The sequence below is a fragment of the Rhodococcus sp. BP-332 genome, from assembly GCF_019836065.1.
Lineage (GTDB): Bacteria > Actinomycetota > Actinomycetes > Mycobacteriales > Mycobacteriaceae > Rhodococcoides.
Window position 1 is genome coordinate 979,469 of record NZ_JABUEC010000002.1, and the last position, 18,739, is coordinate 998,207.

The 18,739-nt window shown below is 69.6% G+C and carries 17 protein-coding genes; 12 read left to right on the plus strand and 5 right to left on the minus strand.

Translation table 11 applies throughout. The features are described 5' to 3' along the window. Window positions 1-135 precede the first annotated feature (135 nt). The 3 genes from HQ314_RS10330 (at window position 136) to HQ314_RS10340 (ending at window position 2,602) form a co-directional block, all read left to right on the plus strand. Window positions 136-1,545 carry a glycosyltransferase 87 family protein gene (locus tag HQ314_RS10330; protein ID WP_056440943.1) on the plus strand — a complete coding sequence of 470 codons (1,410 nt, stop codon included), beginning with the start codon at window positions 136-138 and terminating at the stop codon, window positions 1,543-1,545. After that, window positions 1,542-2,123: a GNAT family N-acetyltransferase gene (locus tag HQ314_RS10335; protein ID WP_056440941.1), complete on the plus strand. Its 582-nt coding sequence runs from the start codon at window positions 1,542-1,544 to the stop codon at window positions 2,121-2,123. Before HQ314_RS10330 ends, HQ314_RS10335 begins: the two co-directional genes overlap by 4 nt. A 167-nt stretch (window positions 2,124-2,290) precedes the next feature. Continuing rightward, window positions 2,291-2,602 (plus strand): LuxR C-terminal-related transcriptional regulator, encoded by a 312-nt coding sequence (locus tag HQ314_RS10340; protein WP_081821310.1) that lies wholly within the window; start codon window positions 2,291-2,293, stop codon window positions 2,600-2,602. A 10-nt stretch (window positions 2,603-2,612) separates the two neighbouring features. On the opposite strand, the gene HQ314_RS10345 is transcribed toward HQ314_RS10340, so the two are convergent. Both HQ314_RS10345 and HQ314_RS10350 read right to left on the minus strand, forming a co-directional pair. Next, window positions 2,613-3,725 carry a DUF475 domain-containing protein gene (locus HQ314_RS10345; RefSeq protein ID WP_056440938.1) on the minus strand — a complete coding sequence of 371 codons (1,113 nt, stop codon included), beginning with the start codon at window positions 3,723-3,725 and terminating at the stop codon, window positions 2,613-2,615. 171 nt (window positions 3,726-3,896) lie between these two features. Next, a complete protein-coding gene (locus tag HQ314_RS10350) occupies window positions 3,897-4,472 on the minus strand; it encodes a TerD family protein (protein WP_027506015.1) in 576 nt (191 codons plus the stop codon). Window positions 4,473-4,549: 77 nt separating this feature from the next. Between HQ314_RS10350 and HQ314_RS10355 the strand changes: the two genes are divergently transcribed. Genes HQ314_RS10355 through HQ314_RS10385 form a run of 7 tightly spaced genes read left to right on the plus strand, consistent with a single transcriptional unit; the run spans window position 4,550 to window position 12,050 of the window. After that, window positions 4,550-5,842: a hypothetical protein gene (locus HQ314_RS10355; RefSeq protein WP_056440935.1), complete on the plus strand. Its 1,293-nt coding sequence runs from the start codon at window positions 4,550-4,552 to the stop codon at window positions 5,840-5,842. A 16-nt stretch (window positions 5,843-5,858) separates the two neighbouring features. Then, complete coding sequence (locus HQ314_RS10360) at window positions 5,859-7,043, plus strand: HpcH/HpaI aldolase/citrate lyase family protein (RefSeq protein ID WP_056440932.1); 1,185 nt, start codon at window positions 5,859-5,861, stop codon at window positions 7,041-7,043. After that, on the plus strand, window positions 7,040-8,314 hold the full coding sequence (locus tag HQ314_RS10365) for a phosphoribosyltransferase family protein (RefSeq protein WP_222646435.1): 1,275 nt from the start codon (window positions 7,040-7,042) through the stop codon (window positions 8,312-8,314). Before HQ314_RS10360 ends, HQ314_RS10365 begins: the two co-directional genes overlap by 4 nt. Continuing rightward, entirely contained in the window at window positions 8,311-9,420 is a 1,110-nt protein-coding gene (locus HQ314_RS10370) for a cysteine protease StiP family protein (RefSeq protein ID WP_222649966.1), read from the plus strand. Before HQ314_RS10365 ends, HQ314_RS10370 begins: the two co-directional genes overlap by 4 nt. A gap of 44 nt (window positions 9,421-9,464) precedes the next feature. After that, entirely contained in the window at window positions 9,465-10,292 is an 828-nt protein-coding gene (locus HQ314_RS10375; RefSeq protein ID WP_056442152.1) for a hypothetical protein, read from the plus strand. A 38-nt stretch (window positions 10,293-10,330) separates the two neighbouring features. Further along, on the plus strand, window positions 10,331-11,560 hold the full coding sequence (locus tag HQ314_RS10380; protein ID WP_308119343.1) for a TerD family protein: 1,230 nt from the start codon (window positions 10,331-10,333) through the stop codon (window positions 11,558-11,560). A gap of 22 nt (window positions 11,561-11,582) precedes the next feature. Further along, window positions 11,583-12,050: a universal stress protein gene (locus tag HQ314_RS10385; protein WP_027506008.1), complete on the plus strand. Its 468-nt coding sequence runs from the start codon at window positions 11,583-11,585 to the stop codon at window positions 12,048-12,050. Here HQ314_RS10385 and HQ314_RS10390 read toward each other — a convergent pair. The 3 genes from HQ314_RS10390 to HQ314_RS10400 form a co-directional block, all read right to left on the minus strand. Next, the gene (locus HQ314_RS10390; protein ID WP_222649967.1) at window positions 12,013-13,530 is read right to left on the minus strand and encodes a glycosyltransferase family 87 protein; all 1,518 of its coding nucleotides are present in this window, start codon (window positions 13,528-13,530) and stop codon (window positions 12,013-12,015) included. The two genes, HQ314_RS10385 and HQ314_RS10390, sit on opposite strands and share 38 nt — an antisense overlap. Window positions 13,531-13,745: 215 nt before the next feature. Then, on the minus strand, window positions 13,746-15,836 hold the full coding sequence (locus HQ314_RS10395) for a transglycosylase domain-containing protein (RefSeq protein WP_081821327.1): 2,091 nt from the start codon (window positions 15,834-15,836) through the stop codon (window positions 13,746-13,748). 655 nt (window positions 15,837-16,491) lie between these two features. Further along, window positions 16,492-16,911, minus strand: coding sequence for a DUF5318 domain-containing protein (locus tag HQ314_RS10400; RefSeq protein WP_056695695.1), 420 nt, complete (start codon window positions 16,909-16,911; stop codon window positions 16,492-16,494). Between the two features lie 138 nt (window positions 16,912-17,049). Here HQ314_RS10400 and HQ314_RS10405 point away from each other — a divergent pair, with 138 nt between their 5' ends. Continuing rightward, window positions 17,050-17,847, plus strand: a complete 798-nt coding sequence (locus HQ314_RS10405) for a DUF1707 domain-containing protein (RefSeq protein ID WP_222649968.1) — start codon at window positions 17,050-17,052, stop codon at window positions 17,845-17,847. A gap of 9 nt (window positions 17,848-17,856) precedes the next feature. Beyond that, window positions 17,857-18,696: a DUF1707 domain-containing protein gene (locus HQ314_RS10410; protein ID WP_222649969.1), complete on the plus strand. Its 840-nt coding sequence runs from the start codon at window positions 17,857-17,859 to the stop codon at window positions 18,694-18,696. The last annotated feature ends 43 nt before the right edge of the window (window positions 18,697-18,739 follow it).

Genomic DNA, 18,739 nt, shown 5'->3' on the forward strand with positions numbered 1-18,739 from the left:
ACGGACGATCCGTGACAGGAGGGTCGTTGCGTCAGCAACCGGTCCAGGGTACCTGGACCGCGGCTCACCACGAAATCGGCGGATCGACGGTGCGGACAGCACGGCGCGAGGTCCGGGGCACCTACTCTTGTCCTCATGACCACCGGCCGCGCGACGATCTCCGGCCGCGCCGGGGTCGCCACGGCGGCCGCCGTCACCGCGATCTCGGTGATCACGATGGTGCTCGGCTACGTCAACAAGGCGCGGTGCGCGGGAGCACCCTTCGACGAGACCGGACGCAGTCTGGCGTTCGACCGCATCAAGGACTCGTCCGTCTGCTACTCCGACATCCAGTTCCTGTGGCTCGACCGCGGCATCGATCAGCACCTGTTCCCCTACCTGACCGGCGGTATCTCCGCCGACGGCACACTCACCGGCGGAACCGTCGAGTACCCGGTGCTCAGCGGACTTCTCATGTGGGTCGGCGGTCTGGCGAGCCACACCGACGCCCAGTTCCTCCTCTACTCGGCGCTCCTGCTCGCACCGTTCGGCGCGGTGACCGCCTGGATGCTCGGACGCCTCGGCGGCCGCGTCGCGCTGCTCTGGTCGGCCGGCCCCGCGCTGGTTCTCTACGCGTTCCACAACTGGGAACTCCCCGTGGTGGCGACGACCGTCGGCGCCGTGTACGTGATGTCCACCCGCATGCCGCTCCGACGTCGGGCGTATCTTGCGTCGGCACTCCTGGCGGTGGGCTTCTGCCTCAAGCTCTATCCGGGCGCCTTCGTTCTCCCGCTCGCGTCGTACGTCCTGGCCGGGGGCGTGGGCGGGGTGGAGTCCCCCGTGTCCGCACGCCGGTCGCCGCGCCGACTCGACGTGCGCGGGGCGGCCGGAGTGATCGCCGTCGCCGCTGCCGTGGTGGCCGCCGTCAACCTGCCCTTCGCGATCCTCGGCTACGACGGATGGCGGGCGTCGTTCGCCTTCCAGGGCATGCGGCAGGCCGACATCACGACCAACTCGATCTGGTACTGGGGACTGCGGATCCTCTACGACGTGCCGTCGGCGACGCCGGACATGAGCGCCGCCAACGACCAGGCGTACCAGAGCCTGGTCTCGGTGCTCTCGCCGTTGCTGGTGCTGGTGTCGTTCGCCGCCGCGCTGTGGTTCGGCTGGCGTCGACGTCTCGCGGAGGGCACCTACCCCTGGGTGCAGACCAGCGCGGTGATGCTCGTGGCGTTCCTTCTGTTCCACAAGGTGCACTCACCGCAGTACACGCTGTGGCTCGTCCCGTTCTTCGTCCTGTTGCACGTTCCCTGGCACGTGGTGACGGCTTACCTGATCACCGACGTCGTACTCGGTGTCGGCGTCTTCCGGTACTTCGCCGCGTTGTCGAGTGGCAGCGACGCGACCACCGAGGAGAACGTCGTGGTGTTCGGGGTGTGGGTGCGCGCCGTGCTGCTGGTCGTTCTCGTCGTCCTGTTCGCACGGTCCCGTCGCCGCACTCTCGACGCCCGTCCCACCCGGTCCCCGCGTCGCCGGACCGACGCCGAAGCGGAGGTACCCGTGTGAGCACGCCGTTCGATCCCGTCCCCCTGCTCGGCGAGCACGTGCACCTCGAGCCGCTGACGCCCGATCACGCGGGCGAGCTCGCGGCGGCCGCGGACGACCCCGCGATCTTCCGCTGGACCGGATCCGTCGTGTCCGACGACACGACCGCCCGCGCGTACATCGACACCGCCCTCGCGGACACGGCGCGGCGGGCGTTCCTGCAGCGGGACGCGCGTACCGGCGTCGCGGTCGGCACGACGTCCTACTATCAGATCGACGCCTCGAATCGGAGCGTCGCCATCGGATACACCTGGCTCTCGCGCTCGGCCCAGGGAACCAGGATCAACCCCGAGTCGAAGTTCCTTCTGCTCGAGCACGCCTTCGGCTCCGCCGGCGTGGTGCGGGTGGAGTGGCACACCGACGCACTGAACGAGCAGTCCCGTGCGGCGATCGGCAAGCTCGGCGCACACTTCGAGGGATTGCTGCGCAAGCATCGTCGCCGCGTCGACGGAACGTGGCGCACCACGGCGCTGTTCTCGATGACCGACGACGAATGGCCGGCGGCCCGGGACGTTCTGCGCAGCCGCATCGACAGCTGAGCCGTCCGTCGACCTGCGCCTTTTACAGAATGTGTGCACTCGTCCGGCAGAGTTCGTGACGAGTCATTCTCCGGGGAACGATGACAAAACCGACTGTTCGGTGAGAGACTGCTGAAGAAACCGGCAGTTCGACCGAAGCCAGGGACACGAGAAACAAGGGCACACCAGTGACGACCACGACATGGCGCCGTCCGGATCAGGACGGCTCGGCCACCGTTCGCACGCATGGCCACACCGACAGCACCACCTACCAGCGCCCCAACCTCACGGTTCGTGAGATCGAGGTGCTCATCAGCTGGTTCCGCTGCGATTCCAAGCCGGCCGTCGCGGCCAGCATGTTCCTCTCGCTCGGAACGGTGAACACCCACCTGACGCGGATCCGTCAGAAGTACGCGGCCGTCGGCCGGCCCGCACCGACCAAGGCATCCCTGGTCGCGCGGGCCCTGCAGGACGGCCTGATCGACATCGACGAACTCTGAGGTCCGCCCGTCATTCCTGGATGTGCACCTTGGCGTCGTCGGCATGCCCCTCGGCCGCGAGGCGCCGGTTACGGCGCACGCTGGACAGGAACGACAGTCCGATGAGGACCACACCGACGAGTCCGGTGATGATCTCGTTGATGTGCACGCCGATCGAGACCAGCAGGATGATCGACAGTGCGCCGATGGCCCAGTGGGCGCCGTGCTCGAGGTACACGTAGTCGTCGAGCGTGCCCTTGCGCACCAGATAGACCGTGAGCGACCGCACGAACATCGCACCGATGAAGCCGAGGCCCAGGGCGATGATGATGGGGTCGGCGGTGATGGCGAACGCGCCGATGACGCCGTCGAAGCTGAAGGACGCGTCGAGGACCTCGAGGTAGAGGAACAGGAAGAAGCCGGCCTTGCCGGTGGCCTTCGCGAGGTCCGACGGCCCGCCGGAGGCCTCCTCCTCGTCTTCACCGGGGACGTGGAACAGATTGCCGAGGCCGTTCACCGCGATGTAGGTGACCATGCCCAGCACGCCGGACACCATGACCGTGGAGATCTTGTCGTCCTCCGCCATGAACTCGGCCGCGAGAACCAGCAGGATGCCGGCGACGATCACGGACATCATGTCGAGCTTGCCTGCCTTGGCCAGCGGCTTCTCGATCCACGAGAGCCAGGTGTGCTCGCGCTCCTCGAAGATGAAGCCGAGGAACAGCATGAGCAGGAACATGCCACCGAACGCGGCGATCTGCGGATGCGCGTCGGTGATCAGCGTCTCGTACGACGGGCTGCCGTCGGGGAAGTAGGCGGCGTCGTCCGCGGGCGGGTTGAGCGCGAGACGGAGCGCCGCCACGGGGCCCAGGCCGGACGCGGCCCAGACGATGACCAGCGGGAAGACCAGCCGCATACCGAAGACGGCGATGATGATGCCGATGGTGAGGAAGATCTTCTGCCAGAACTCGCTCATCCGGCGCAGGACCGTCGCGTTGATGACCGCGTTGTCGAAGGACAGCGACACCTCGAGGATGCCGAGGATCACGACGAGAGCGACGGCCTGCCAGCTCCCGTAGATGAAGGCCACCACGATGGCGAGCGCGGTGATCGCGAACGACCATCCGAAGATGCGTAGAACCACGGGTGGTGGCCTTTCTCTGGTGTCGATCCCTGCGGGCTCCGGCGACGGGGCGTCGTTGCCCCCACATGCAACGGAGAGTGTCGCAGCGCCGTCCGACGAGGACGACGCGCAACACTCTCCGGTACTCGGACCGAATGCCCCGTCGAGCGGGACATTACTCCTTCACAGGGGTCAGACGTTCACTCCGAAGTCGCGGGCGATGCCGGCCAGACCGGAGGCGTAGCCCTGTCCCACGGCGCGGAACTTCCACTCCGCACCGTTGCGGTAGAGCTCGCCGAACACCATGGCGGTCTCCGTCGAGGCGTCCTCGCTGAGGTCGTAGCGGGCGAGTTCGGTGCCGTTGGACTTGTCGACGACGCGGATGTAGGCGTTGCGGACCTGGCCGAACGACTGCGAGCGTGCGTCGGCCTCGTAGATGGACACCGGGAAGTTGATGGTGTCGATGTTCGGCGGCACGGCGGAGAGCTCGACGTTGATGACCTCGTCGTCGCCGTCGCCCTCACCGGTGGTGTTGTCACCGGTGTGCTCGATCGACCCGTCGGGGCTCTTCAGGTTGTTGAAGAACACGAAGTGCTGGTCGCTGACCACCTTCTTGTCCGTACCGAGCGCGATGGCGCTGGCATCGAGGTCGAAGTCGGTGCCGGTGGTCGTGCGGATGTCCCATCCGAGACCCACCGAGACGGCCGTGAGGTTCGGTGCGGCTTTCGTGAGGGAGACATTGCCACCCTTGGTCAGGCTGACGCCCATGGCTCGAGTCCTTTCGGTTGCGTGCTACCGGTCGCGTGCTGGAAAGTGCTGTCCACTCGCGTTCATACCCCCAACGTGTGGCATCGCACCAGCGTTCCCGCGAGCCGGTGCGACTCGAGATCGCCGGCGCGTCCGAGAACGGCGCCGCCAGTACCATCGGGCGGGTGACACACCGCTGGCCCGGGCGCCTGAGCCGCGGCCGGGCGCGCACCGAGGCGGTCGCCGCCATCCGGGCCGACACGGTCCGGACCTTCCTCGACATGGACAAGCGTCAGTCGATCGCATCCGCGGGGGTCGACGCGCTGGAACGACTGGGCAGGTCGGACGACAGTCTGCGAGCGCGCTGGCGGCCGGTGGAGGAGCAGTGCTTCGCAGCGGGTGCCTCGTATCTGGCGGCCACGGAGCGCCCCGAGTCCGACGCGAGCGAGGAGGCGTACGACGCCTTCGCCACCGCCATCGCCCACCTCTCCGCCGCCAGCGCCGCGGTCGACCAGTTCTACGAGGCGCACCGGGCACGGCTCGAGCACGCGACACTCGAGTACGCCGCGGTCCCGCGCCTGGCGAACGACGCACGCACCGCGGCGACCTCGGTGCTGGCAACCGTCACCGGATCGGAACCGCACCACTCCTATCGCTCCGTGCGTGACGCCGTCGCCGCGGTACACCGTGCACTGGACGGTCTCGCGGCGGCGGAATCCGGGGGCAGCGGCACCGCGGTCACCGGCCGCGCAGCGCAGGTGCGCTCCGCCGCGGACGATCTCCGCCAGGCACTCGCCGAGGCACCCGGCCGCGCCGGATCGGCGTCCACCGCCCTGGCATCGGTCCGCACTCGGCTCCAGGCGGTCGGCACCAAGGCCGAGTACATCGCGCCCGCCTACTCCGCCCTGCTGCGCGAGTTCGTGGCCGCCAGCTCGGACGATCTCTCCCGAGCTCGGGAGAACTGCGAGACCCACATGGTCGAGGCGGCCCGCGACATCGACGACGCGGCGACCGCACGCGACCGAGGCGATCCGGAGGAGGCACTCGACCGGATCACCGCCGCACGGCAGCATCTGGCCGACGCGGAGGCGGACATCGAGGCCGTCACCGGACGCCTGGCACGCCTGCGCGAGGTGCGGGACGACCCCGGGGCCGTGGATCGCCGCGTCCGGTTCCGGCTGCGCGACGCGCAGCTGCTGGCCGTCGACCGGGGACTGGTTGCCGAATGGGGCTCGGTGTTGGATGCTCAGCTCGCACGGATCGAGAGGGCCGCCGCGGCACTCGGAACGGGCCGACCCGACTACTGGGCGTACCTGCGCGAACTCGATTCCGTCGAGGACTTCATCTCCGGTGTGGTCGACCGCATCCGCGGCCGACAGAGTCGGACCTGATACGAAAGGGGTTGCAGTGCAGCACTTCTCTCACCTGGAACCCGCCACACTCGAGTACCTGTTCCACCGCCCGCCCGTCGCCGTGACCGCGGAGAGCGACCTCACGACGCGGGCGCTCGCCCTGGGCGCCACGCTCTACGTCCCGGCCACCAGGGCGAACCTGGTGGAGACGGTACGCAAGCGCGCGGCCGAGGGCTCCCGGTCCGTCGTGCTCGATCTCGAGGACGCCGTTGCCGACGCCGACCTCGAAGCGGCGCGCGGACACGTCGTCGCCGCGCTGGACGCACTTGCCGTCGATCCGCCCGAGGCCGCCGTCTTCGTCCGCGTCCGCACGGCGGAGGACATGCACCACGTCTGCGACCGTCTCACCACCGGCATCGACGTCCTGCACGGCTTCGTTCTTCCCAAGTTCCGGCCGGAGAGCGGCGAGAAGTTTCTCGAGGAGGTGGCCGCTCGGTCGGCCGCAGCGGGCAGACACCTGGTGGTCATGCCCGTGATGGAGTCCCGCGAGATGGTCTACCGGGAGACCCGTGACGACGAGTTGGCCGGTGCACGTGACGTGCTCGACCGATACCGCGACAGCGTCCTGGCGGTGCGAGTCGGTGCCACCGACATGAGCGGCGCCTTCGGGATCCGACGCGACCGCGACCTGACGATCTACGACGTGCGGGTGGTCGCGGACACCATCGGCGCCATCGTCAACCACCTCGGGCGCAGTGACGGAACGGGTTTCGTCGTCACCGGCCCGGTCTGGGAGTACTTCGCCGACCACGAGCGGCTGTTCCGCCCGATGCTGCGAGCCACGCCCTTCGCCGAGCACGACGCCGTCCGCTTCCGCCAGCAGCTGGTCAGCCGCGACATCGACGGTCTGCTCCGTGAGGTCGCGCTCGACCGTGCCAACGGGCTGCACGGCAAGACCGTCATCCACCCGTCCCACGTCGCCGCCGTGCACTCGCTGTCGGTGGTCACCCACGAGGAGTATCAGGATGCACAGGCCATCGCGTCGTCCTCCGGCGGAGGCGGCGTCCTCGCCTCCGGCTACGGCAACAAGATGAACGAACTCGGTCCGCACCGGCCGTGGGCCGAGCAGACGCTGCGCCGGGCCGCCGTCTTCGGCGTCACCGCCGAGGGTGTGTCGTTCGTCGACGTGATGCAGGCACTGGCCAGGCGTCCCGCGTCCACGACCGGCACTGCACGATGAGCCGCGCGATGGGCCGTCGACTGCCCTGGGCGACAGCGGAACTGGGGCTCGTCCTCGAGCACGGCACCTCGTCGGTGGGCCGGCGGGTGGGCGACCTGGTGCAGCCGGGGCTGCGGCGCAACCCGCGCCGGGCACACCTGCTGGTGTCGACCGTTCTGGGCAAACACATCCCGCAGGACCCGGCCGAGGTGATCCGAGCAGGTGAGCTCCTGGGCTCCCTGTGCGCCGACGTGCTCGCCGGGCACGACGACGGCGTGGTGGTACTCGGATTCGCCGAGACCGCGACGGGACTCGGCCACTGCGTGGCGACGCGCCTCGGCGCACGGTCCTACATCCACTCGACCCGTCGACCCGTCGAGGGATTCGCCGTGCACGGTGAGTTCGAGGAGGGCCACTCGCACGCGACGGATCATCGCCTCCTACCCACCGATCCGGAGCGCGACCTGCCCTCTTACCTCCCGATGGTTCTGGTCGACGACGAGATCTCCACGGGAACGACGGCCCTCGGTGCCATTCGCGCGGTGCACGCACTCGCGCCGCGGGCGCGCTACGTGATCGCCTCGCTCGTCGACATGCGCTCGGCGGATCAGCGCCGCGAGACCGACCGCGTCGCTGCGGAACTCGGGGTGGTCATCGACTCGGTGTCGCTCGCGACGGGCACCGTGCATCTGCCCGACGACATCATCGCCGTCGTGGAAGCGCTACCCGCTGCGTCTGCACCGGTGGATGCTCCCCACCGAGGGACCGTCACCAGGGTCGACGTGCCCTGGCCGGCCGGAGTGCCCGACGGCGGTCGCCACGGTTTTCGGGCCGAGGACGTCGCCGCCTTCGACGCCGCGGTCGAGGAGTCGGCCGATCTGCTGCGACCGCACCTCGGCTCGGGCACCACCGTCGTGATCGGGCACGAGGAACTGATGTACCTCCCGCTCCGCATCGCCCGCGCACTGTCGGACCGCGGAACGCCGACACTGTTCCAGACCACCACCCGCTCACCCGCTCATGTGCTCGACGAGCCGGGTTACCCGCTGCGGCGCGGCTTCTCGTTCGTCGCACCGGAACCCGCGGCCGGTGGCCGACGTCATCTCTACAACGCTCGGGTGCCGGACGAGGAGGCGCCGAGCCCCGTTCTTCTCGTCGTGGATCCGCCCGCGGACACCGAGGCGTTGACGGGTCCGGACGGTCTCGTGGACGCCCTTACCCGCACCGGTATCGACGTCACCGTCGCCGTGGTGGCGGCGGATCCGCACTCGCTGCGGACGGAGTCTCGATGACGGCACCGCTGCACGGTCCGGCGTTCGGGTCCTACGCGGCGGGCGAGGTGTCCTGGCTCCTGAAGGATCTCTCGCACGTCTCGCTGGAGGCGGACACCGCGTCGCGGGAGCAGCAGATCCAATCGGGCGCAGCGCACTACGCCGAGAGCCTGCCCGTCGAGTATCAACCCGATGCCGCCTACCGCGACCTGTTCGCCACCGTCCTGGAGGAGAGCGCGACGCGCCTCGCCACCGCGGTCGGCGTCGTCACCGATCTGGTGATCGCCGAGCGCGGTGAGAACCTGGTGCTCGCCTCTCTCGCCCGCGCCGGCACCCCCATCGGCATCCTGATGCGCCGCTGGGCGCGGGACGTGCGCGGTCTGACGTGGCCGCACTACGCCGTGTCCATCGTGCGCGACCGCGGAATCGACTCGGCCGCACTGGATCATCTCGCCCGTCACCACGACCCGGCCGACGTCGTCTTCGTGGACGGGTGGACCGGCAAGGGCGCCATCACTCGGGAATTGACCGCCGCCCTCGACGCGGTGCACCGGGCGGGAGGCCCCCGCTTCGACGACCGGCTCGCGGTACTGGCGGACCCCGGGCACTGTGTGACCACCTACGGCACCCGCGACGACTTCCTCATCGCGTCGGCATGCCTCAACTCGACGGTGTCGGGCCTGATCTCCCGCACCGTGCTCAACGACACGCTCATCGGGCCCGGTGAGTTCCACGGCGCCAAGTTCTACGCCGACCTCGCCGCGGTGGACGTGTCGAACCTGTTGCTGGACAGCGTGTCCGCCAGATTCGACGATGTCGCGGACGCCGTGGCAAAGGGACTGTCGACGGTACGGTCCGCCGACCGGACACCGACGTGGAGTGGCTGGGCCTCGGTCGAGCGTGTACGGGAGGAGTACGGCATCAGCACGGTCAACTTCGTCAAACCCGGAGTGGGAGAGACCACCCGCGTGCTGCTCCGCCGGGTCCCGTGGCGCGTTCTCGTGCGCGACGCGCGGGCGCCGGAGCACCGCCACATCCGGATGCTCGCCGAGGCGAGGGGAGTGCCCGTGGACGTCGTTCCCGATCTCGCCTACTCCTGCATGGGTCTCGTCCGGGACGTCTCGTGACCGAGGCGAGGACCGCACTGGTCGCGACCGATCTCGACCGCACGATGATCTACAGCGCCACCGCCTTGGCGGAGGGTCGCACGGACGGACAGGACGACGACGTGCGCTGCGTCGAGTACTACGAGGGCGCTCCGCTGTCGTACATGACCACACGCGCCGCGGACCTGCTCACCAGCCTCGCGTCCGAGGTGGTGGTGGTGCCGACCACGACGCGCACCGTCGAGCAGTTCCGACGCATCGCCCTGCCGGGAGCACCCTGGCGGCATGCGATCACGACCAACGGGGCCACCATCCTCGTCGACGGTGAGCCGGATCTCGACTGGCGCCGCGCCGTCGAGGACGCCGTCGCCGGGTCCGCGGTGCCGCTCGCGGAGGTGACCGCGGAGATGACACGGCGGGGCGACGACTCGTGGGTGCTCACGCAGCGGACGGCGGACGATCTGTTCTGCTACCTCGTCGTGAACGTGGAGACGATGCCCGAGGGTTTCGTCGACGAGTTCGCACACTGGTGCACCGAGCGCGGCTGGGGCGTGTCCCGGCAGGGCCGCAAGGTCTATGCGATGCCCGACGCGGTGTGCAAGTCGCATGCCGTCGCCGAGGTGCGCCGACGGTGCGTGAACGCGGGAACGCTGGAGGCCGACGCCCCGGTGCTCGCCGCCGGGGACGGCGCCCTCGACGCGGAGATGCTTCGTGCCGCGACCGCCGCCATCCGTCCGCGGCACGGTGAACTGGAACTGCTGCAGTGGGACGCCCCCGGGCTGGTGGTCACCGAACGGTCCGGCGGTGCTGCGAGCGAGGAGATCCTGCACTGGTTCCGGGCAACGGCCGGCACGTCGGGCTCCGCCGCTGCCCCGCCGACACACGTACGCTGAATTCGGACGTACCCGACCACCCCGGAAGAGGACGAGACGTGGCTGCACAGCCGTTGACCAAGGGACAGAATGCTCCTCTGTCCACCGCCACCGTTCGCATCGGTCTCGAGCTGACCGCACCGGCGGACATCTCCGCCCTGCTCGTCACCGACAGCGGCAAGGTTCGCTCCGACGCCGACTTCGTCTTCTTCAACCAGCCCTCCGGCCCCGGTGTGCAGCTGGTTCCGGGCCAGGGTGGGCTGCAGGAAGTCGCCGTGACCCTCGCCGCGGTCCCGGCCGACATCACGCAGATCCGAGTCGTCGTCACGCTCGACGACTCGTCGAGCAGCTTCGGACGCGTCTCCGCGCCCACCGCCCACGTGATCGACGGCGGCACCGGTGCGACGCTCTACTCGTACACCGTGGACGGCCTCACGACGGAGTCCATCGTCATCGCGCTCGAGCTGTACCGGCGCGGCGACGGCTGGAAGGTCCGTGCCGTGGGCCAGGGTTACGCGGGCGGGTTCGCCGCTCTCGTCGGTGACCACGGGGTCTCGGTGGACGACGCTCCCGCAGCGGCGCCTGCGCCTGCTGCACCCACACCTCCGCCTGCCGCTCCCACACCTCCGCCGGCCCCCACGCCGCCGCCCGCGTCACCTCCGGCACCTTCTGCGCCCGCGGCCCCCGCCGAGGTGAGCCTGACGAAGGCTCGGCCCGTCAGCCTCACCAAGGGTCAGAAGGTGACGCTGAAGAAGGACGGTGGCGTCGCACTGACCACCATCCGCATGGGCCTCGGCTGGGACCCCATCAAGAAGGCCGGCTTCTTCGGAGGCGGGCGCAGCGCGGACGTCGATCTCGACGCCTCGGCGCTGATGTTCTCCGGCGACAAGCACGCCGACGTCGTCTACTTCGGCCAGCTGCGGTCGAAGGACGGGTCGATCGTCCACCAGGGCGACAACCTCACCGGCGAGGGCGAGGGCGACGACGAGGTGATCACGGTGGACCTGACGCGGGTGCCCGCCCATGTGAGCTCGATCGTCTTCATCGTGACCTCGTACCGCGGGCAGACGTTCGAGCAGGTGGCGAACGCCTTCACCCGCCTGGTCGACAACACGATCAACACCGAGCTGGCACGCTTCACGCTGCAGGGCGGCATGCCGTTCACCGGGCTGGTCATGGCCAAGGTGTACCGAGCCGGGAGCGAGTGGAAGCTGCAGGCGATCGGCGACGGCATCAACGCCAAGCACGCGGGCGAAGCGTTGCCGCAGCTCCGTCCGTACCTCTCCTGACGAGGAGTCGTAGGCTCGGGTCGTGACCTCGTCGAACGATCCCTCCGTCTTCGAGTACGGAGTGGACGGCCCCAAGCTGATCGTCGTGGGCCTCGACGGCTCCGACTCCTCCTGGCGGGCGGCCGCGTACGCCGCCGGACTGGCGCGCCGGCAGCACTCCAAGCTCGTGCTGGTCTACGTGCAGACGCTGGCGGCCGGCGCCTTCGCGCAGGCGAGCGGCGTGGTCTACGACTCGGGGAGCCAGGTGGCGGACCAGCTGCTCACCGAGATCCGCGACCACGTGGTGCGTTTCGGCGAGCACCAGCACGTGAACTGGGAGTTCCGGACGTTCCGCGGCGACCCGGCGATGGGACTCGCCGCCGTCGGCGACGAACTGCGTGCCGACGCGATCGTCGTGGGCACGTCCGAGTCTGCCGGGCACCGCATCTTCGGCTCCGTCGCCGTCCGACTGGTCAAGCTGGGTCGGTGGCCGGTGACCGTGGTGCCCTAGGCGGTGGCGCCGCATCCGCGATCGGAACCTCGACGGGCCGCGGACGCACCATCGCCGGCACCCACGACGGGTACGCGTCGGGTGCTCCGTCGAGCACACCACCGGCCGGATCGTCGTCGCCGCTGCGACGCACCAGATCGTCCAACGGCCGGTAGATCTGCCGCACCACCAGGACACACAATCCGACGACGGCGAGATCGCGCACCAGGACGGTCGCCGTGAAGTACTGCTCGGGCAGACCCTTGTCGGCCACGCCCAGGTAGTACATCATCCGCGGAACCCAGACGAGTGCGTCGATGGTCATCCACGCCAACAGAATTCGCCGGTGCGGCAGAGCCAGGACCGCGAGCGGCACCAACCACAGGGAGTACTGCGGACTCCACACCTTGTTCGTCAGCAGGAAACCGGCGACCACGAGGAAACACAGCTGCATCAGGCGAGGACGCCGCGGGGCCGTCAGCGCCACCCAGCCGATGGCGAGGCACACGACCACGAAGAGCAGCGCCGTCACGAGATTGAGGATCACCGGCTTCTCCCCGGGACCGAGCGGACCGTCGAATCCGGCCCAGCCGGTGAACGACCGGGCCACGTTGTAGAGCGAGTCCGGATCGGCGCCGCGGTCGGAGTTCAGTCGGAAGAACTCCGACCAGCCACGCGGGAACAGCAGTGCGATGGGTAGATTGACCAGAACCCACGCCGAGAGCGCCGCCGCCGTGGTCCGCGACCAGTCCCTGATGTTCCCCGTGCGGATGCACAGCACGAGGAGCGGACCGAGCAGGAACAGCGGGTAGAGCTTCGTCGCGCCCCCGATGCCGAGCAGGACACCGGCCAGCACCGGCCTACGTCGCGCCCACGCCAGCAACCCACCGGAGGCGAATGCCGTTGCGAGGGCGTCGAAGTTGGTGAAGACGTGCACGATCACCAGAGGAGAACACGCGGCCAGCGCGGCGTCCCACACCCGACGTCCCGCCAACATCGTGGTCGCCCAGATCGTCACGAGCCAGGCGAGGGCGGAGCCGAACGCCACCACGTTGAAATACAGCGCGACCGTGAGCGCCTGCGGCAACCACGGGACCGCAGACCACGCGTGGGCCACCTGCATCGACACGTACTGGTACAGCCCCGCCACCACCGGATACTCCATGTACCGGGTGATCGTGGAACCGTCGGAACCCGTTTCCTCCCACGACTTCTTGTACGGGAACGCGCCCTGATCGAGGCGCTCCGCGCCGTAGAGGGGGACCACGTCGGAGTAGCACATCGCGACGTACTGACGGCTCCCGCTCCAGTCGAGTCCCAGCTCGCCGCCGGGGCCGTTCGGGGCCTGCTGGATGCACGCGGCCTTGCCGAACCAGCCCAGCGCGAGAAACACGACCGTGAACGCGAAGATCACGCGCAGTGGCGTGATGTGGCGCTGCCGCCCCACCAATGCGTGCTTGCCGACGGGGCCGCCGACCACCGTCGACAACTCCGCAACCATGGGGTCGGTCAGACTCGGCCGATCGCGCCGACGAGCGGAGCGTCGATCCGTCGCCAACTCACCCGGACTCGCCAACAACTCGTCGGACGAGTCGTCCCGACCGGCCTCCGGCCTGCCCGCCGAAACTCGACCGGCCTCCGGCCTGCCCGTCGAATCCCGACCGGCCTCCGGCCTGCCCGCCGAATCCCGACCGGCCTCCGGCCTGCCCGTCACCCCTAGCCGCCGGGCGGCGTGGCCGGCTCCGGAGCCGCCCCGTCGTCGGGCGGGGTGACGGCGGAAGGTTCCGCCGGCGCCGGGGCCAGACCGGGAACCGGAATGGTGATGCCCGGCAGGATCTCGACCTGCGACGGGACGACGACCGGCGGAGCGACGGGCTCCGGCGTCGTGGGCTCCGGCGCTGCGGAAGAGGACGTGGGCGGCGCCGCGGTCCGTGTCGGCGCGGGTGCCGAGTACTGCGGCACACCGGCCTGGCCGGCGATCGCACCCGGTGCAGGGAACGACTCGACGGGCGAGCCCTCGAGGGACGCGTCGAGCGTGTCCTTCCAGATGTCCGACGGAAGTCCGGAGCCGTAGATGGGTCCCCCGTAGCTGTTCTCCAGCGGGAGGCCCTGCTCGGTACCGACCCACACGGCCGTCGCCAGAGACGGCGTGTACCCGACCATCCAGGCGTCCTTGTTCTCGCCGGTGTCACCGAGCTGCGCGGTGCCGGTCTTCGCGGCGGAGGCGCGTCCCTCGGCCAGGTTGTGGCCGTTCGAGTAGCCCGCGATGGGACGCATGGCCGCCGTGACGTTGTCCGCGACGGCAGGGTCGACCCGCTGCTCGCCGGGGTCCGCTCCGCGATCGAGCAACACGGTGCCGTCGGCCGTCACGACCTTCTGCACGAAGTGCGGTGCGTGGTAGGTACCCGATGCGGCGAGCGTCGCGTAGGCGCTGGCCATGTCGATGACACGGGACTGGTACTGCCCGAGCACGATGCCGTTGTTGGGGCCGGCGCCGTTCGGCTCGGTCAGGGTCTCGCCGATGCCCTCGACCTCGGTCGGGATACCGAGGCGGTGCGCCATGTCGGCCACTGCCTGCGGGCCGCCGTCGAGGCTGAGCTGCAACCGGTAGAAGCTCGTGTTGAGCGACCGCTTGAGCGCCTCGGCAATGGTGCAGGTGCCGCAGGACTCGCCCTCGACGTTGCCGATGGAGATGCCGTTGACCGTCAGCGGCGAGCTGTCGTACATCTGCGACAGCGGGATGCCCTGATCCAGAGCCGCCGCCAGGCCGAAGACCTTGAACGACGAACCGGTCTGCAGGCCGGACTGCGCGAAGTCGAAGCCGCGGCCGTCGACACCGCCGTAGTACGAGCGCACCGCACCGGTGCGGGGGTCGATCGACACCGACGCCGTGCGCAGCTCGGACGGTTCGCCCTCCATGTTGGAGTTCACGGCGTCGATGGCGGCCTGCTGATCCTGCGGATCGATCGTCGTGGTGATCTGCAGTCCGGCGGTGTTCAGGTCCTGCTCACTGATGCCCGACGCGGTGAGCTCCTTGAGCACCTGGTTCTTGATCAGTCCGTTCGGGCCGGCGTCGGCGGCGTCGCCGCTGTCCACCGAGGCGAGCGGTCGCCACTGCGGGTACTGCATCGCCTGACGCTGGGTCTGATCGAGCGCACCCATCGTGACCATGCCGTCGAGGACGTAGTTCCAGCGGCTCTGCGCACCCGTCGGGTTGTTCTCCGGATCGAGTCCGGAGGGCTGCTGGATGGTGGCCGCGAGCACGGCACCCTCCTCGACGCTCAACTGCTCGACGGGCTTGTCGAAGTACGCCTTCGACGCCGCCGCGATGCCGTACGCGCCGCGGCCGAAGTAGATGGTGTTGAGGTACGCGGCGAGGATGTCGTCCTTGGTCCACTGACGCGCCATCTTCGAGGAGATGACCAGCTCGCGCATCTTGCGGGTGAGCGTCCGCTCGGACCCCACGAGCGCGTTCTTCACGTACTGCTGCGTGATGGTGGATCCACCACCGGCGCTGTCGCGCCCGAGCACGTTGTCGCGAGCGGCGCGTGCGAAGCCGGTGACCGAGAATCCGGGGTTGGAGTAGAAGTCGCGATCCTCGGCCGACAACACCGCGTTGCGGACGTGCTCGGGGATCTGTCCGATCTCGACGTCGGTGCGGTTGCCCTCGGGAGGGACCACCGTGCCGAGGACGGACGTTCCGTCCGATGCGAGGACGGTGGCGACCTGGTTGGTCTTGATGTCACCGGGCCGCGGAACGTCCTCGACGACGTACGCGACCATGAACACCAGGACCGGAACGACCATGCCCAGCGCGATCAAGCCGTACAGCGTGCGCCGCAGGACCTTCCACTTCGACTTCTTCTTCGTCTTCGTGGCAGTACCTCCTGATGGCGGTTCGGTGGGTCCTCCACCGAACCGGTCCCGGTCACCGTCGGCGTCGCCACGCGAGTGGGACGTCACGGGCCGGGAGGGTGGAACGTCGGTCGCCCGTGGATCGTCCGAGTACGGGCGCGGCTGCGAGAACGCCTGCGACCGCGGCGGGGGCGCGGTCGGGGGAATCTGGGTGGTGTCCGGTCCACGATCGTCGTAGGACGGCGGACCGTAGGCCGGGCGCCGCGGGTGATCGGCCGGCGGCCAGCTCGGTGGGGGACCACCGGGGCCGTCCCGGCGAGGCGCACGCGGTGGGGGTGGGCCCGACGGCCGCTGCTGGGGATCGCGGACCGGCTCGTGGCTCGGGCGCCCGTGACGCGGTGGTTCCCCGGGCCCGTCGGGTCGACCGTGGCGGCCGGACGGACGCCCGCGATCGTCACCGGAACTGTCGTAGGGGGAACTCACTCACGTACTCCACTGTCAGGACGCACGTGTGACCAGGTGGCGACGGTCACGTGTGCGTCGGGCTCGTTCGACTCGGTTGCGCGGGGGACCACCGACGGACGGTACCGCCGACGACCTGCGTCCGTCACTCACTGGCCGTGCGTCGGCGGGAGGCGGAGCGTGTGCGGGGGCTCTTGGGCGCCGGAACGGCACCCAGGACGTACGACTGCACGAGGTGGTTCCAACTGCAGGTTCGGCAGACCTCGACGACGTGCACGGAGAACTCCTCCTGCGTGCCGGCGAGGCGGGTGAGCTCGTCCGCGGTCCGGGCCGAGCCGTTCATCGTCCCGAGCTTCTCTCCGAACACCCAGGAGACCAGCGTGAGCTGCTCCTTCCGGCAGATGGGGCACGCCACGGTGGACGGCCGACCGTGGAACTTGGCCGCTCGGAGGAGGTAGGGATCGGCGTCGCAGACCTGGGCCATCGCCGTTCGTCCGGAGTAGACCTCGGCGAGCAGCGACTTGCGCTGCAACGCGTAGTCCACCACCTGCCGCTGTGATCTCACGGTGACCAGAGTACGTGCGCCGTCGAGGTGGGGTGGTGCTCGACCCCGTCCCGTGCGCTGGAGCGGAGCCGTGGAGCCGGAGCACTTGAGGGACCCGGTCCACGGGCCTACCATCTGGCGATGCCGACGGTCCGATCTGTGGGTGTCAGAGCGCGTGACCAGGACAGAGTGCACGCGTGCGCCGCGCTGGACCGTGCACTCGCGGACGGCCAGATCGACGCCGAGGAGCACGCCACCCGCATCGCCCTCGCCACCGATGCACGTGCGCTCGAGGACCTCCACGATCTGATCGGCGATCTGCAGGGCACGTCGGACCTGGCTCCGATGGCGTCGCCCGGGGCGGCAGCCGCGGGGCTCTCCCGTCGGGGTCGGCCGAGCGTGCTGAGCGCGGTGATCCGGTGGGCCGTTCTCCTGGTCGTCGCCGCACTCCTGTTCCTCGGTGTCCGCGCCTGTGCGTCCGACGACAGCGCGACCGGCACCTACGGCTCGGCCGGCTACCTCGAACCGCGCGCGATGGACGACATCGTGGCGTCGACGGGCATCCTGCTGGGAACCACCGTCGTCGACGAGCTGATGTTCTACTCCGAGTACGCGCTGCTGAGGGCGCCGAGTCCCGACGATCCGGGCCGGGAGAGGCGTTATCAGTACCGCGACGGCGAGTGGAGACAGTCGGACGACGCGGACAGGGACCGAGAGACGGCGATCGTCGACCTCGCCGACCTGGGCCCCGGCGTGCTCGGCGGATTGGTCCTGGGCGCCGGTGCGAGCCTGAACATCGCCGAGATCGACTCGCTGTACCTGTTCGTCCGGAACACCGGCGCCGGCCCCGCGATCAGCCTGCACGCGAGCAACGAGGCCGCGAACGAGGACGGATACCTCGAGGCGTCCCTGTCGGGCGACTTCCTCAGCGTCACCCCGTTCGATCCGACCGAGTAGGAGACGACGATGGCGACCGGACAGGATCGACGACTGCGCGCCCGTGACATCGATCGCGCCGTGGTCGCGACCGCTCTCGACACCGCGTACGCGGACGGGCAGCTGACGTTCGACGAGCACCGGTCACGGGTGGCGGCGGCGAGAACGGCGACGACACTGGGCGATCTCCACGCGTTGGCCGCCGATCTGCAGGCGGCCGTACCGCTGCCCGAGGCGATACGGCCCGCACCCGGACCGTCCCGGCGCCCGGTGATCGTGGGTCTGCTCGTCGTGGTCCTCGTCCTCGGAGTCGCCGTCGTGCTGGCGGTCCGCGGATCCGATGCACCGTCGTCGCCGAGCGTCGCGGCTCCGTCGTCGTCCGTCGGCCCGGGAGCGACGGCCGCGGGCACCGTGACGCCGATCGTCGCGCGACCCTTCGTGTTCGACACCCCGGAGGGCCTGGCCGACTTCCGCGACCGGTGGATCACACGATTCGGCGACCCCGAGGTCACCGAGTTGGTGCTGTACCCGTCGGACGATCGCGCCTCTCTGACCCGCCTCGCCGAGAGCGACCGCGTGCGCGACGTGTCGGTCCGCGGCGGCTTCGCGGAGTCCGCCGCCACGAGCCCGAGGGAGACGGACGAGCTGCCCTTCGACCTCACCGCGCTCGACGTCGCGGCACTGGCGGGCCTGATGGCGGGGTCCGCGTCGTTCGTCGAGGTACCGGACGCGTCGGTCACCCACGTGATCGTGCGCAACGAGGGAGTGCCGGAGGTACTGGTCTACGCCGCGGATGCGGACGGCCGCGGTGGATACCTGCAGGCCACCCTGGCCGGTGAGGTCTCGCGCGTCAGCCCCCACCGTCCCTGACGGGGTCCGTGTTCATGTTCTCGACAGTTACATGTACCCCCAT

Coding starts and splice junctions, on each gene's coding strand:
- HQ314_RS10330 (WP_056440943.1), top strand. CDS start 136: ATGACCACCGGCCGCGCGACGATCTCCGGCCGCGCCGGGGTCGCCACG.
- HQ314_RS10350 (WP_027506015.1), bottom strand. CDS start 4,472: ATGGGCGTCAGCCTGACCAAGGGTGGCAATGTCTCCCTCACGAAAGCC.
- HQ314_RS10365 (WP_222646435.1), top strand. CDS start 7,040: ATGAGCCGCGCGATGGGCCGTCGACTGCCCTGGGCGACAGCGGAACTG.
- HQ314_RS10370 (WP_222649966.1), top strand. CDS start 8,311: ATGACGGCACCGCTGCACGGTCCGGCGTTCGGGTCCTACGCGGCGGGC.
- HQ314_RS10375 (WP_056442152.1), top strand. CDS start 9,465: ATGATCTACAGCGCCACCGCCTTGGCGGAGGGTCGCACGGACGGACAG.
- HQ314_RS10390 (WP_222649967.1), bottom strand. CDS start 13,530: ATGGTTGCGGAGTTGTCGACGGTGGTCGGCGGCCCCGTCGGCAAGCAC.
- HQ314_RS10395 (WP_081821327.1), bottom strand. CDS start 15,836: ATGGTCGTTCCGGTCCTGGTGTTCATGGTCGCGTACGTCGTCGAGGAC.
- HQ314_RS10410 (WP_222649969.1), top strand. CDS start 17,857: ATGGCGACCGGACAGGATCGACGACTGCGCGCCCGTGACATCGATCGC.